The sequence below is a fragment of the Alkalibaculum bacchi genome (assembly GCF_937875145.1).
Classification (GTDB): domain Bacteria; phylum Bacillota; class Clostridia; order Eubacteriales; family Alkalibacteraceae; genus Alkalibaculum; species Alkalibaculum bacchi_A.
The window spans coordinates 1-14,833 of record NZ_CALNCS010000025.1 but is presented as its reverse complement, the minus strand read 5'-3'; the positions used below and the strand labels follow the sequence as shown (position 1 = coordinate 14,833).

18 protein-coding genes and 3 tRNA genes are annotated in these 14,833 nt (G+C 35.9%); 18 read left to right on the top strand and 3 right to left on the bottom strand.

Annotated elements, in window-relative coordinates; translation table 11 throughout:
- Positions 1–57 precede the first annotated feature (57 nt).
- From Q7P22_RS02020 to Q7P22_RS01980, 9 genes are all read left to right on the top strand, one after another.
- Positions 58–582 (top strand): hypothetical protein, encoded by a 525-nt coding sequence (locus Q7P22_RS02020; protein ID WP_303860022.1) that lies wholly within the window; start codon positions 58–60, stop codon positions 580–582.
- A gap of 432 nt (positions 583–1,014) precedes the next feature.
- A tRNA-Trp gene (locus Q7P22_RS02015) sits at positions 1,015–1,085 on the top strand.
- 99 nt (positions 1,086–1,184) lie between these two features.
- Complete coding sequence (locus tag Q7P22_RS02010; protein ID WP_303860020.1) at positions 1,185–1,451, top strand: hypothetical protein; 267 nt, start codon at positions 1,185–1,187, stop codon at positions 1,449–1,451.
- Positions 1,429–1,665, top strand: a complete 237-nt coding sequence (locus Q7P22_RS02005; protein WP_303860018.1) for a DUF262 domain-containing protein — start codon at positions 1,429–1,431, stop codon at positions 1,663–1,665. The genes Q7P22_RS02010 and Q7P22_RS02005 overlap by 23 nt, the downstream gene beginning before the upstream one ends.
- Before the next feature lie 347 nt (positions 1,666–2,012).
- Positions 2,013–2,087: transfer RNA gene (locus Q7P22_RS02000), tRNA-Ile, on the top strand.
- 3 nt (positions 2,088–2,090) lie between these two features.
- Positions 2,091–2,183: transfer RNA gene (locus Q7P22_RS01995), tRNA-Ile, on the top strand.
- A 274-nt stretch (positions 2,184–2,457) separates the two neighbouring features.
- A complete protein-coding gene (locus Q7P22_RS01990; protein WP_303860017.1) occupies positions 2,458–3,090 on the top strand; it encodes an IS607 family transposase in 633 nt (210 codons plus the stop codon).
- A gap of 264 nt (positions 3,091–3,354) precedes the next feature.
- Positions 3,355–4,212, top strand: a complete 858-nt coding sequence (locus tag Q7P22_RS01985; protein WP_303860014.1) for a transposase — start codon at positions 3,355–3,357, stop codon at positions 4,210–4,212.
- A 191-nt stretch (positions 4,213–4,403) separates the two neighbouring features.
- Positions 4,404–4,616 carry a ribbon-helix-helix domain-containing protein gene (locus tag Q7P22_RS01980; RefSeq protein ID WP_303860013.1) on the top strand — a complete coding sequence of 71 codons (213 nt, stop codon included), beginning with the start codon at positions 4,404–4,406 and terminating at the stop codon, positions 4,614–4,616.
- Positions 4,617–4,695: 79 nt separating this feature from the next.
- On the opposite strand, the gene Q7P22_RS01975 is transcribed toward Q7P22_RS01980, so the two are convergent.
- Genes Q7P22_RS01975 through Q7P22_RS01965 form a run of 3 tightly spaced genes read right to left on the bottom strand, consistent with a single transcriptional unit; the run spans position 4,696 to position 7,408 of the window.
- Positions 4,696–6,630 (bottom strand): phage terminase large subunit family protein, encoded by a 1,935-nt coding sequence (locus Q7P22_RS01975; RefSeq protein ID WP_303860011.1) that lies wholly within the window; start codon positions 6,628–6,630, stop codon positions 4,696–4,698.
- A 14-nt stretch (positions 6,631–6,644) separates the two neighbouring features.
- The gene (locus Q7P22_RS01970) at positions 6,645–7,091 is read right to left on the bottom strand and encodes a hypothetical protein (protein WP_303860009.1); all 447 of its coding nucleotides are present in this window, start codon (positions 7,089–7,091) and stop codon (positions 6,645–6,647) included.
- Positions 7,091–7,408: a hypothetical protein gene (locus Q7P22_RS01965; protein ID WP_303860007.1), complete on the bottom strand. Its 318-nt coding sequence runs from the start codon at positions 7,406–7,408 to the stop codon at positions 7,091–7,093. Before Q7P22_RS01965 ends, Q7P22_RS01970 begins: the two co-directional genes overlap by 1 nt.
- A 623-nt stretch (positions 7,409–8,031) precedes the next feature.
- Between Q7P22_RS01965 and Q7P22_RS01960 the strand changes: the two genes are divergently transcribed.
- The 9 genes from Q7P22_RS01960 to Q7P22_RS01920 form a co-directional block, all read left to right on the top strand.
- Positions 8,032–8,415, top strand: a complete 384-nt coding sequence (locus Q7P22_RS01960) for a hypothetical protein (RefSeq protein WP_303860005.1) — start codon at positions 8,032–8,034, stop codon at positions 8,413–8,415.
- Between the two features lie 3 nt (positions 8,416–8,418).
- Positions 8,419–8,853 carry a hypothetical protein gene (locus Q7P22_RS01955; protein WP_303860004.1) on the top strand — a complete coding sequence of 145 codons (435 nt, stop codon included), beginning with the start codon at positions 8,419–8,421 and terminating at the stop codon, positions 8,851–8,853.
- 167 nt (positions 8,854–9,020) lie between these two features.
- Positions 9,021–9,491 carry a hypothetical protein gene (locus Q7P22_RS01950; RefSeq protein WP_303860002.1) on the top strand — a complete coding sequence of 157 codons (471 nt, stop codon included), beginning with the start codon at positions 9,021–9,023 and terminating at the stop codon, positions 9,489–9,491.
- An 18-nt stretch (positions 9,492–9,509) separates the two neighbouring features.
- A complete protein-coding gene (locus Q7P22_RS01945) occupies positions 9,510–9,959 on the top strand; it encodes a hypothetical protein (protein WP_303860000.1) in 450 nt (149 codons plus the stop codon).
- A gap of 152 nt (positions 9,960–10,111) precedes the next feature.
- Positions 10,112–10,633, top strand: coding sequence for a hypothetical protein (locus Q7P22_RS01940; protein WP_303859997.1), 522 nt, complete (start codon positions 10,112–10,114; stop codon positions 10,631–10,633).
- Positions 10,634–10,637: 4 nt separating this feature from the next.
- Positions 10,638–11,096, top strand: a complete 459-nt coding sequence (locus Q7P22_RS01935) for a hypothetical protein (RefSeq protein WP_303859996.1) — start codon at positions 10,638–10,640, stop codon at positions 11,094–11,096.
- 128 nt (positions 11,097–11,224) lie between these two features.
- Positions 11,225–11,854 carry a LysM peptidoglycan-binding domain-containing protein gene (locus Q7P22_RS01930; RefSeq protein ID WP_303859994.1) on the top strand — a complete coding sequence of 210 codons (630 nt, stop codon included), beginning with the start codon at positions 11,225–11,227 and terminating at the stop codon, positions 11,852–11,854.
- A 391-nt stretch (positions 11,855–12,245) separates the two neighbouring features.
- A complete protein-coding gene (locus Q7P22_RS01925; protein WP_303859992.1) occupies positions 12,246–13,538 on the top strand; it encodes a metallophosphoesterase in 1,293 nt (430 codons plus the stop codon).
- 156 nt (positions 13,539–13,694) lie between these two features.
- Positions 13,695–14,833: RNA-guided endonuclease TnpB family protein (locus tag Q7P22_RS01920; protein ID WP_303859990.1), on the top strand; the 1,139-nt coding region annotated here is incomplete at its 3' end.

Here is a 14,833-nt window from a genome sequence, read left to right as displayed (position 1 = left end):
AAGCAAGTAATTAAATACAATGAAACGAAGAATTAGAAAGAAATGTGGGTGATTATCATGACAATTAATTATGAACAGGCACTTGTGAGGATACATCGTTTGGAGGATGAATATGGCAGCATTTTATATGTACCGGATAATAATTTAGAGTTTAAGCAAGTTCAGAACTTGCTTAATGTTAAGGAAAAACTTAATCATAAGCGAGTTGATAACCTTACTAGATTTGGATATTCCGTAAGTCAAATAGCTCAAATAGTTAATAGAACTAATAGGACAGTTTACACTTATTTAAAACATAATAATATGAGGCCTAAATGTTCTTTTAAATATCGAGTGACAATGCCTGATTTATCTCACAACATTTATACCACATCTTTAATTAATTTAGCTAATATACTTTGTCACACGCAATCAATTAATTTGACAAAATGTGCAGTTAAGCAGTTGAAAGCACGAGGCTGTCTTATTAAAAAGATTAAGTCTATATGGTGCGAAATACCGAATGGCGATTATTACTGCCTACCTTACTTTGATAATATAGTCACTAAAAATGGCCTGGATTCTTATATCTACAATACATAATTAATAAACATGGATTATAATAGATGCATTACTAATTGTTATTCTTACCTATTGTATGGGAGTGATCACATGGGTTTATTCAATGATATTGATTGAGATGAAACAGCAAATAGAACTGATAAATTTCTAAAAAATAAAAAGTAGAATAATGGTATAATAATTGTGGGTTATAAGTATGTATACCAATGTTATATTAGTATAGGTAAGTAAATATCCTCCTTGAGGTTGGCAGATTTGGTAATTGTCTACGGTTCGATTCCGTAGCTACCAATAGATTTGTTCACTGTTTTTTAAAGAAATAATTTGGTTAATAATGTGTGCATTAGAAATAAATATTATTACTAAAGTGAACAGATCTATTAATTTTATTGTTATTACAGTAATTTTATATTTATTTCTAAGGTTGGCTATGTACCTTAAACATAGCATTGTGGGAATGTATTACAAAGGTAGCATAGCGGTCTCCAAAACCGCTAATGTGGGTTCAATTCCTGCTGTTCCTGTTATAGCAGAATGAAGTTGGTTGTCTCGAACTTTCGGAACTGCTAGCAATTCTTAATAGCTATTAAGATTTGTGGCACTCGCAAGAGTGCCTTTTTATTTTGTCAAAGGAAAAGGAACATCCTAAAGCTGATACTGATACAGGATTCAAGGTGTTTAAGCTTGAAAAGTCTACTATCAAACAATGGGACGAGAATCCAGAAAACTTTGAAGCACAATTAGAGTTGATTCATAGCCCCTTTACTCAAGATTCTACCAATGACCAAAGAGCAGAAGAAATTGCTATTAAGAGCGGTATTGATTTAGAAGTACCCCCAGAAGTAGATGGATATAGAGTTGAAAATGGTGTCTGTCAAAGATGTATTTGATGAGTATGAGGATAAAGGCGACGATAACGGTGTTGTTGGTTATCATGGCCAACTGGACATACGCCCACCATATCAGAGAAATTTCATATATAAGCCGGCCGAAGCTAAAGCAGTTATTAATACTGTATTACATGGCTTCCCGTTGAATGTTATGTATTGGGTTGTTGATGGGTCAAATAGTTATGAAGTTCTCGATGGACAGTTAATTCTTTAATACGCTCAAATGCAATCATATCAACACTTCCAATATAATTGACAAAATTAATTCGCAAAAAAGTGTATCAAGCTGTTGCATAATTTGAGCAAGCATGTATAATAATATTTGTCAACAAGCTAAGAAACAAGCCAAAGCACATGTTCTTTTTCCTCCGCGAAAAAGGTACGCTTAATCTAAAATACGCCACAGACGACCATTGTGTTGCTGTTTTGTGATTTTTTTTTTAATTCCTGGCAAGCCTATTGCTCGCTTTGTGCTTTGATAAATTGCAGGTATAGTTTAGTGGTAAAACGAAAGCCTTCCAAGCTTTAGTCGCGAGTCCAATTCTCATTACCCACTTTAATGGGCCTATAGCTCAGCTGGTTTAGAGCGCACGCATGATAAGCGTGAGGTCGATGGTTCAAGTCCATTTAGGCCCATATAGTCCCGTAGTTCAACGGTAAAACACCCGGTTTATACCCGGCATTGACAGTAGATTTTTCTGTGTATTGCAGGTTCGAATCCTGCCGGGACTATAATCCGAAGGTGATTACACAATAAAACAGCAGGCATGGTTGACACATTCACCCTAAGCCTGCTGCTTTATTTTGCTTAATATTTGTAATTAGTATTTGCATGTATTCTATTTTTATTGTATAATAATTATGTTTAAGAACGAAAGAGCTTTTTGAGAGAGCTAATAGAAGATAGGAGGTGATTAACTGTTAACAAAAATATAGAAATATGTAGACTATTATAGAAATATTTGCTATAATATTCATTAGAAAGTTAAACATGGAAGTGAATATTATGACAATTTTAAAACCTAAAGATGTCGCTGATCGTTTAGGAATAACCACTAGAACCCTCCAAACATGGGATCGAAAGGATATTCTTAAGGCTAAACGCTCACCTACTAATCGCAGATTCTATACAGAAGATCAAATCAATCAATATTTGAATAAAAATAGTCTAAGCTCAAATAAAAAACAAGTTGCTTATGCCAGAGCATCAACTTATAGTCAAAAAGATGACTTAAAAGATCAATTAAGCTATATTCGACAATACGCTAACGCACAAGGTATCGTATTAGACGAAGAAATAAGCGATATTGGCAGCGGCTTAAACTATAAACGGCAAAAATGGAATAATCTTCTAGACGAAGTAATGAACAACAAAATAGATAAAATTTATATTACTTATAAAGATAGATTTATCCGTTTTGGCTATGATTGGTTTGAAAACCTATGTAAAAAGCATGGGACTGAAATAATTGTTTTGAATAATATTGACACTAGTCCTGATAAAGAACTGGTTGATGATCTGATAAGTATAATTCATGTGTTTTCATGCAGACTATATGGCTTAAGAAAATACAAGAAAAAGATTAGAAGTGAGTACTTAAATGACGATCAAGACACAAGTAGTGAAGCTAAAAGTTAATAAGACCATGCAAAAGCAGCTTGATGCTCTATGCGACTATCGGCGATACTGCTGGAATAAAGGCTTAGAAACTTGGCAATTAATGTATGAAGCTCATACATTAAACCAAAAAGATAATCCCAGTCCTAACGAACGCAGAGTCCGTGATGAACTAGTCGCAAATAAAGCCGACTGGCAATATGATTTGTCTGCCAGATGTTTACAATTAGCGATTAAAGACTTAGCTAATGCTTGGAAGAACTTCTTTGATAAGTCACAATCTGATTGGGGATACCTAGTTTTAAATCAAAGAAAGCTCCCAGACAAGGCTTTAAAACTGATAGGGCTAAGATTGTTAATGGCAGGCTTCGCCTTGACCGCCCAAGAAGCATTTCAAAAGACTCTTGGCATGACCTATCAAGCTATGAAGTTTTAAAGATGAGTGAAGTCAAAGTAGTAAGTATCTTCAAAGAAAAAGGAGCTTATTATGTGGCTTTGCCTTATGAAGAAGAAATTGAACTAAAAGCTAAAACCCAGCAAAAGACAGCAGTTGATGTCAATGTGGGTCACTTTAACTATACCGAGGGGCAAATCAATATTTTGCCTGCTAAATTGCAAAAACTTTATAAGCGTATCAAACATTATCAAAGAATGCTGGCACGTAAAAGAGAAGTTAACGGTAAGTTAGCTACTAAATCAAATAATTACTTTGCAGTGAGAACCAAACTGCAAAGAGATTATCGCAAAGCAGCTAATATTCAAAATGATCTATTACAAAAATTTACTACTAAGCTTGTTAATAATTACGATCAAATTGTAATTGAAGATTTGGCAGTCAAAGAAATGATGATGACGCATGTAGCTTCAAAAGGAATGCAGAGATCACTTTTTAGCAAGTTTAGACGAATACTAACTTATAAGTGTGATTGGTATGGCAAAGAATTAATCTTGGCTGATAAAACATACCCATCAACTCAAAGATGTGCTGCGTGCGGTTATGTCAAAAAAGGCGAGGAAAAGATCACTTTGCAGGGCAATAAAAAGCATGGTACCAAACATAATGAGTATGTCTGTTATGGGTGTGGCTACAAGAATGATCGAGATGAAAATGCAGTTTTAAATCTTTTAGCTTTGGCAAAATAAAGAAAATAAACAGGGCTGGCTAGGTCCTTAAGCTGTAAGAGCTAGTCAATGTGATTACTCCTATTTGGAATATCAGAATACTAGTGAAGACGACAGTAAATGAAACAAAGAAAGGAAAAATATATCTTTCTGATATGTAGAAAATTCATATTCTTCTACATATTTCCATGTTTTATATAGCAGTAAAAATTATGGGAAGAAAAGCATTACCAGATTCAGAAAAGAAGAGCAAGATAATTATTATCAGATTAACGGAGGCTGAGTATAAACAGGTTGATGAAAAGGCATGGGCTTCAAGACGGTCAAAGTCAGAGTTTGCCAGAGATGCAATTAACAGATATCTAAACAGTGCAGACAGTGACAAGGACTGCTTGCAATTTAGTAAGAAACATAGCAATAATTAGCACTTCACAGACTATTATGCAACTTATCTAGTTGAATACTGCAATAAAAAGGGCATCACTAATGTGATGTCTTTTTTTATTATGCATATGGGTTAATAGCAGTGTCACTTGTACCTTTAACGCTATCTAAATTATGTTCCTTAAGAATATCAGTCTTTTCAGGTGTAAGGTTAGCAGAAAGCATACTGTATGTAAATTCATCGTCAGTATTACCATAAATTTTTTCTCTAAGGTAATCATAGGCAAGGAGTACATAGACGGAGCAGCTGGCCGAGTGATCGCCTTTGCCTTTACGTTTTTCTATGACTTCTCTAGTATCACCATTAGCAGTTTCTTCATTTCTGATAAGAACATTTTGCCAATGAGTAATATACCTGTTAAGTGCTTCATCACGGTGTGCCCAGAAATGAACTTTTCCACGCTTCATCAAGTCAATAAAGCGCTTATGCTGTACCAGTTTGTCTGCAGATACAACATGTGTCTTTTCATTCCATGATGGTTGCAACTGGCCAGTAGCAGAGTATAGTCCACTTGTGGGGTTGCTTGGATATTTAACACCCCAAACTTTATTCTGCCCATATATATCAATAAGGTGGTGTATCTTTTCACCACTGTCCCCAACATCAGCAAAGATTAAGTCAGGGTTATAAGGTTTAAGCATTTTGTACAGGTGCCTAATATCCTCACCTGCTTGCCCTACAGTAGGCCTTACACCTTGAACTTGGAAGTCATTGATAATATCAAATCTGTTGTTTTCAGTGATACCAGCAATAACTACAGTATGTTTGATACCCCAGTCAATACCAACAAGAATAAATTTATAATCTGCTCTGTTTTCTACCTTGGTAGGAAAAGCAGCATGGTCAAGAATATCTGAATCATATACCTTAAGGTTTTGGTCTTCATAAGGTTCACCTAAGCAGTAATTATAGAAAGATTGCTTAGACTTTGCCTTAAGTTCAGAAGCTTTAAGCATATCTGCAGTTATCCAGACAGCGTCCATTTGATTAACTGTATAGCCACGGATGCCTGAGGTGTCTGCAGTACGGCTAGGATACCTGCATAGATAGTGGCCAGAGTACCAGCGGTCAAGTTTCTTGCCACATTTTTTACATACATAGATAAAGGTGCCCGGTCTAACTGTTCTAGCTTTGTAGTCTACCCCGTCTTCATCTACTTGCAGCATATTGCCTCCTGCTTCAATGCTTGAGCCATCATAAGCATCATAGGACAATTCATTCTCATATCCGCAGTGGTTACACTTAATAGACCAGAACCATTGATCAGAGTGCTCATAAAGGTCATCTATACCCATGCCTTTGGCAGTTGGCGTAGACCAGCGTCTAAGTACTTTATAGGGTGAGGAAGATATAGAACCCTCAATAGATTGTTCTGCACTGGCACTAACATGGTCATATTCATCAACAGAGGCAAAGTCAGCATTGATACCTTCAACGGAGCTGGATTTAGAACTTGTTCTAAAAGTAAGGAACGAATTTCTTATTTGCTTAACATTAACTGAATTAGTGTCACCTATAATACTTCTATAATATGGGCTGGAGTTCAATACAGAGTTTAGTCTCATTTGAACAAAGTCTCTCATTTGTTTAAGAGTTGGAAACGTATATAGGCAGTTAACACCAGCTTGAGAGTGAACGTCAGCCCACCAGATCATAAAGGCGACCCCTAATTCAGAGAAGCCTAGCTGTCTTGCCTTTTTTATAACAAGGTTTGGGTAGATGTCATTCATAGGCTGAATTTGAAAAGGTCTATGCGCTACTGCCTTGGCTGGGTTGCCTCCTCCATACTTGGGGACTATAAAGGTTGGTTTTTTGCCACCATTACCTATTCTGTGGTACTTAAGTTCATATAGACTAGGAACAAGGAAGGCTAAAGTAGCAGATAGTTGTTCAGGCGTTATTTCATCTGTACCAAACGTACTAACTGCGATTTTAGCGATTTGTTCTCCTGAGAAAGTCTTAGGTGTAATTATACCTAAAGGGTTATCCCTCATTTTATCTCTTCTTTCTATTTACCTGTAGCATTGGTATTGTTTTGTTGCTTTTGTTCTTTGGTTATTAGGTTAGCAATATTTTCATCAGTAAGCTTGGCTAAGTCATGCAAGTCTACATGTTTGGTCTTTGTTTCTTTACCTTCATCGTCCTTAGTAACTTTTTGGATAACTTTAACAGAGTTTTCAATAATGTTTTCTTCAGGGGTACTCAACTTAGGTATAGCACCTGAACCAGAGCTAGTACCAGTATTTTCAATATCATCAATTTTAGAGAAAACGTCATACATATTTTTAAGGTCAGTTGTATCCCTAATTTTAAGCTCGCCTGATTGGACTTTGGCTCTAGCATCAGTAAGCATTCTCTTAAGAATACTATTGAAGCCATTGATAATAGTTTTCTTATCTTTATCTACACTTGCATTCTTACTGTCAAGCAAGTCTTTCATATCATTAGTTAGCATTATGCTCTCACAACCTCTCGGATACTAACTATTTTCTTTCTATTATGTGCTTCTGTGAAGTACCGGCAATGTGCTGCATATCTGCACACATAGTATACTTCTTTATTTGGTAGTAGCAGTTTAGTACATGCAAGAAGAAGTCCTTTTTTACTTATGCCACCTTTTCGGGAGTTGATGGGGCAACCGCATACAGCACAATAGATATCATATTTAAAGCGTTTATCATGTTTACGCAGGTGGGACTGCTTAATAGCATTACTTACTAGAAAGTGCCTATAGTCGTTAATATCAATTTTGTAGGTATAGTATTTAATCAATGGTGCATGCTCCTCCTATATTTATTCCATTTATAGGTAGTACGAGTAAGATTATTTATCTTATGGATATATTGATTTGTCTGTTTTATGCTACTGATGGTATGGTCAGTTTTAACAACTGTATACCAAGATAATAGAGCACACCCCAGAGTAGTAAAAGCAGGGTTAATAGAAGTCTGCTGTTTATAAGATAAATAAAAATACCCGCCTAAAAATACTAGTGTGTAAAGACTGCAAAATAAAAACTTAGCTAATATAATAGTTACATCTTGCTTATTTCTCATTTATTTCTAACCCCATCTATTTATTACACTAATAATTTAGCATATATAGGACGGCTAAATTATTAGTGTTAGTAGGTAAGGTGGTGCATATATATGTTCATGCTGGTTGTTTGCATTGCACAGGGTGTAATAATTTACTTGCTACATATAATCAATATAGTGTTAACTATTAGTACATCAAGACTAACTAAGAGAAAGTATCTAATGATACTGGTTACACTCATATTAGCTTCAGCATATCTATGGTATACTTATAGCATATGCAGGCTTGCATCAATGTGGCTTTCTCTTATAGTAATAATATCTTTCTTAATGAGCATACGTAGGTAGGTTAGATAAATGGCAGTAAACAGAGAGAGTAGCAACAATCACTTAGAAGAGCATATAGACCAGTTAGAAAAGCTTCTTAAGGGTCAGGACAGTGTAAAGGGTGACTACTCTAAGCTTGACATAGATGCTATTAAGAGTGAAATATGGTCAATGCAGGCAGAGCTGCATAAATTGGGTCAAGAAAGCAATACTTTGCAGGATAAGTACTTTAAGCTTGAGAGTTCCCACCTAGACTATAAGGCTAGGTTGGAAGCACTAGAGCAGGAAGTAGACAAGTTTCAAGGCAGAGACAAAAAGAGTGCGGCCCAGGCAAAGAATATAGTGTATAATTTCTTATACATTATACTAAGTGTAATTTTAGGTTATTATGCAGGTCAAATAGGAAAGTGGTAGACAATGAGTTCTAAATATAGATATCCAGTAGGAACAAAAGAAAACGTAGCAGTAGTTGCATTATTAGACGATAGTATAAATGGTGAGGTTACAGGCATTGTGCCAAGCACAGTTGGCTGGGTTCGTGAGGGAGCAACTAAAGTTATTAATACAATAGGTGGGAGCTATAGTGACCCTACGCTTATGATTATTCCCTACTCAGCTAGGACAACAGATGACTTTAGTAATATTACATCTGTAGACAGAACAACACCTAGAATAAGAGTAAATGGAAACTTCATTACTAAAATTTATAGTGGTTCTATGGCGATACCAAAAGATGTACAGGATTCTGTACATGTATTACAAGATGTATCTGCTGATATGGATCCAGCAGCTTACACAGCTGAAGTTAAGAATGCTATCAAAGTAGCAAAAGAGTATTTTAAAGAGGCCTAGTAAGGTTTATGACAGTATGGTCACATATTAAAACTCATATACCTGAATTAGTGATAGCTGGGATATTTCTCATAGCTATCTTTACTTTTGTACATAATTCACCGCATTTAAGTCATCGGAGGCCAGTTTATACAAGCGACCAGTTGTCTGAAGCAACAACGGACTACATGTATAACTTAAATACCTATGATGGTTCGGCTAGGTTGATAGACCATTATACGTTCCAAGGGCTGGACCTGCACTCTACACACATTGGTGGGGTGTATAATGGATACAAAGCATTGCATGACACCTTAGACTTTACAAGTTCAGGTGGCTCTGTGAGCATATATGACACCCCTGCTGTAGCATATGATTATAGGCTGCATAATTATAAAGCAATTGGTTTTAAACGCTATAAGGAGCCTATATTGCCTTCTATATTAAAAGACAAAAGTAACAGGCATTATCCCGTGCCTAATAAGCTTCTTATTATTAAGACCTTGTCTACACAGAAGATTATTGCAGTTTTTGGCGGGGACAGTGTAAATGCCTACTATAGTGATATAAATAATGTAGATATATACAAGGTAGATGACTACTTTGTGGTAACTTATAACTGTAGTTACGCAATTGTAGACTCCATAGCTGTGCAGTAGTTCAGAAAGGTATATCATATGAGTGCAGATAAAAACAATACAGTAGTTACTTCTGTCTACTATGGTGGCAGTAAGTTTGGCAAGCCAGACTATGCTAATACTGTACGAGCAATGCCACCAATAGACTGGTATACATTAGGCAAGTATAAAAAGTGCTATGACTACTTGTTTCTAGTTTTAGATGATAAGATTAGTTGTATAATTGGTATAGACCTAGATGCTAATAAATTAGCAGTAACCTATACAAGTTCCTACACTAAGGACAGGGCACCTAGTCTAGTAGCAAAGGCACTAATCTACTTAGTACAGAAAGCATATGTCTTAGGTTATGGTTTAGATGTACCAGCTAAGGTAATACCAAAGGAATCAGTGGCAGTGGCTGAGTTATATTCTATGAAGAAACATGGTAGTTCTTTTAGGATAGAGTATAAGGACTTACAGAAAGCCCTGGGTAAGGATGATGTTTAGTTTGTTCTTAATACCTTTAGTAATAGCTTTAGTCTTGTTTAGCTTGATAGACTGGGTAATAACCACAGTATTAATAAAAAGACGCAAGCGCAAAGCTTTATATGCTTTAAAGCAGGCAGTAAACGAATTTAAAGAAAGCAGTAAAAAACAGCATGAAGAAAGAACTCATAAATAATAAAACATTTTCACGATACCTTAATCAACATACAGGTAAGGCCACCATTAAATATATTTCAGATAGGATAGGCTATGCACTAAAGTGGTCATGGGAACATTACGACTTTAAAGTAAATAATGAACACTTAGGCGAAAATAATGGACAAGGCGGTTTCTTTGGTACAACCATTGAGTTTAACTTAACGGATGACCCTAATAAGTATAAGGTAGCTCCAGAGTCAAAGCGGTATATTAACTATGACTTTAGTGTAAAAGATATTGTAACTACTCTTGTAATTAAGAATATTGACTTTGACAGGGTTCGTGAATACTTTAAAGACCATATTAATTCATATTTACCTTTAAGAAAGTGTACTTATGATAAAGACTTGTGCTTGTTATATAATCCTTTAAATGAGGGTGGCAAGAATATTAGATTTTCTATTGATATCTTGTCTAATGAGCAAGCAGCTAAGTTTAAGAAAGATCAAGAAGGTACAGAAGAAAGTGACTCTTAGCCATATGAAATGGACAGACAGTAAAGAGTACCTTACTTATGATAAGCTTGTTAAGAGACTAATAGATCATATTAAAAGCTCTAAAGAATGGTACAAGGGTTTGGTAGGAAAAACAACTCAGTCTATTTATACAGATCCAACTAGAGAGATAGACTTTCCAGTCCCAGCTTCTATATTTGATAGGAATAATAACTATAGAGCAGATTACGAGTTTGAAACAGATGCTTTTCTTCATACACTAAGAGAGGTAAGTGTCACACATAAGCTAGGCTGTAGTTTCTATGCAGACATGGAAATACTGGGAATAGGTGTAGCAGGTAATAAGGATGGTAGTAGCTATATGGTAGGTAAGTTCATTTACCCAGTAGATATTAGTCTTAAGAGCCTTAAGTCAGCTATTGACGAAGAAAGGCCTATTGCACTAGCTAAGTTTAAGAAAATAGCTTTAGAGGCTGGATATTAATTGACTTATCTTGCCTAATGTAACAGCCTTGCAATCTTAATGAAGCATGGTTGTAATATTTATGCTTTATACTATATTCATATTAGTTACTGAAACGAGCATATAATTAGAAAGTAGGACATATTATTTTGGCACATAAGACATTATTAGCAACATTAGCTCTCTCAGGAGCCTTATTATTAGGTACAGCAAACAATAAAGTAGAAGCAGCAACAAACACACCAAACACATATATTGTTAAGGCAGGCGATACACTGTGGGGTATTTCACAAAAGTATGGTGTTTCTCTTAATAAGATTGAAGCATTGAACAATAAGTCTTCCTTAATTCATGTAGGGGATAAGATTAAGCTTACTGGGGCATACACATATACAGCCCCTGTAGTTCAAGCTAAGGTAAACTATAATGCTTCAACTCAGACAAGTAATCAAGTAGCTAGTCAAAGTAATACACAAACTAGCTATAAGCAGCCTGCAACTACACAACAAAGTACAGTCTCAACTAGTACACACAGTAATGTAAGTACTGGAACAGACAGTTCTGCTAAGGCTTGGATTGCTAATAAAGAATCCGGTGGCTCATACACAGTTGTGAATGCCTCATCAGGTGCTTATGGTAAATACCAATTACTGCCTCAATATTTACATGGCGACTATTCACCAGCCAACCAAGAAAGAGTGGCTGATCAGTATGTGGCTCAGAGATACAATGGGTGGAGTGGCGCTCAGCAGCACTGGCAAGCCTATGGATGGTACTAAAAATGAAAAAATAGAGTTACAAAAATGCTTGACAGATTCATAGGATAGGCAGTATACTTTAGCTATTAGTTTAAAGGATTGAAAGCCATTGGCTAGGGGCTAGCCATGGTAACAAGCTGAGTTCTGTGAGCTAGGTATTCAGAATACTGATGTAACATCCTAAATACTACTTCATGTTCCCAGAAACCCAACACTTCATGGTTGAGTAGTTCACAACAAGCACACATATACGTACTATTAAGCAGTAGTTAGCAGACATTGCTAACTACTGCTTTTTGCATGCGTTGTAGTAGCTAATACATTTGTCACATTATGCTATAATTTACTATATTATTAATAAATACAGAGTACAAGTTTAAATAATTAAAGAAAGTAGAAATATACGTAGCATATGGAACGAAAAATTAAAGTTTGGTCTAAAGATGTAGTAGATACATTAAAGAAGTTATTTTATGAAGGCCATCACCAAGCAGAGATTGCAAATATCCTATCATCTAAATTTGGTGCTCACTACACAGCAGCAATGGTAAATGGCAAAGCTTACAGATTGCATATTAAAAGAGGACATGCAAGTACATCACTTAATGCTACTCTGCCTAAAAGTTCTAATCCTAAGATAGGTAAGAAGAAAGAAGTATCTATTGGCTCTGATGGTACTATTACTGCAAAGATACAGGATAAGCTACCTAAAGACTTTGAAGAGAGAATTAACCAGCCTAACAAGAATAGCGACTACTTGGCGCAACTGGCTGGCTATGACCCTAAAGAGTATGAGGTAATTACTTCAGGCTATTCTACATGGGAGATGCCATCTAAAAAGGATGGTACTAGAACCTTGTATGCACTAAAGGTAAAGGTAAGACAACGTAAGCAGCCCAAGATTGATATGGATACTATAGTTAAGATTGCTAACAATAGCATTAAGCAACAAGTAGTATCCACTAAGTTGACTGAGGCAAAAGATACGGCAGAAGATAACTTGTTTATTCCTATGAGTGATTGGCACCTAGGCTGGACTAAGTATGAGGACTTGCAAAATAAACTAGTAGGTATGGTAGATACTATTAATGAGAGACCACATGGAGAGATTACATTTGCTATCTTAGGCGATTGGTTCCACTCTAATTCTTTTGAAAGAAGTATAACTGCAAGAGGTACACAGCTTGATCATGCAGATATGTATAAGGCAGTATCAGATAGCTTTAAAATACTAGACTTTTTATTCAGTAATGCCTTAAAACACGCTAATAAGGTAACCTTGCAGTTGGTACGCGGAAACCATGATAATGACACCTTGCAGATGTTTGAATATGCCTTGAAGTATAAGTACCCACAAGTGGATGTGGTAATGCCTAAAAAGGGCTTAATGGGCTATCGTACAGCATTCTTACTAGGTAATGTAGGTATCCTTATTACTCATGGGGATACAGCCAGAAAGCATCTTAAGACTCTATTTGCTACAGAGTTCAAGGATATCTGGATAAAGGCAAAAGCTTATAATATTTTTTCAGGGCACTATCATCATGAAAAATTTACTGATGAAGATGGGGTAGAATGGTATGAATTAGGCTGCCCAAAGCCTTATGATAATTATGAAAGCAAGTTAGGCGTAACCAATAGCAAAAAGGTAAGCTACATTTTTGAATATGGTCCAGACAAGTTAAAGGCAGTACACGAGTATTGAGGGTAAGCATAAGTCCAGCTTTGCCAGAAATAGATATTTTAGGGTTAAAAGCCCTTAAGTATCTATTTTTATTTTTTTTTTAATTAGGTCTTGCATAATGAGTTAATGAGTTATATAATTACATTAACTTGAATCTAAGAAAGGAGGAAAACAAATATGCTAAAAGGGATCAAACTAAGACTCTATCCTAATAGAACACAGCAGGCTCAACTATGCCAAATGTTTGGCAATGACCGCAAGGTGTGGAATCTCATGCTGGATATGGCTAAGAAACGTTACCAAAATAATCCTAGCAGTCAATTCGTTGGTGAATATGATATGAACTATCTGCTTAAACTATTGAAGCAAGAGCACCCTTACCTCAAAGCAAGTGATGCAACTAGTCTTCAGGTGGTGAATCATGATCTGGCTCAAGCCTTTAAAATGCTGTTTAAGCATAAAGGTGGCTATCCGCACTTTAAAAGTAGACACGCATACAAACAGTCATATACTGGTAAACAGACTAGTTGCTGCAAAGTGATTGCCAAGCAAAGAATGAAGTTGCCCAAGTTAGGATGTATTAGAACTAGTAAAACAACACAAGCTGTAAATTGTAAGATCAAACGTTACACGGTCAGCTATGACTCAACTGGTAGATATTACTTATCTTTGATAGTTGAAACAGCTGCTCCAAAGGCATTGCCAAAAACAGGCAAGGCTGTTGGCATAGACGTTGGAATAGCCAATTTAGCTATTAGCTCTGATGGGATTAAGTATGGTACTTTCAATGCTAAGTGGTTAGAAAAACAGGCTGCCAAATGGCAAAGCAAATACAGTAAGCGTAAGCATCAAGCCACTGTAGCTGTTTGTCAATGGAACCATAAACACAAAATAGCAAAAATAAGTGTTGATGATTACCAGAATTGGAAGAGAGCTAAAAAGCAAAAGGCTCGCTTCCAACAACGGATAGCAGACAAACGTAAAGATTACTTGCATAAGCTAACAACTGCCCTAGTTAAAAAATATGATGTGATTGCAATTGAGGATTTGAAAGTCAAGAATCTGCAAAAGAATCATCATTTAGCTAAGTCAATTGCAAATGCTTCCTGGCAAATGTTTAGACAAATGCTAGATTACAAGTGTAATTGGTATGGTAAAAGGTTAGTTGCTGTTGATCCTAAATATACCAGCCAAGTCTGTTCTACTTGTGGCTACCCTAGCGGGAAGAAGCCACTTGAAATTAGAGAGTGGACGTGCCCACAATGTGACACTCACCACGATCGGGATATTAATGCAGCAGTTAATATCCTGAATAG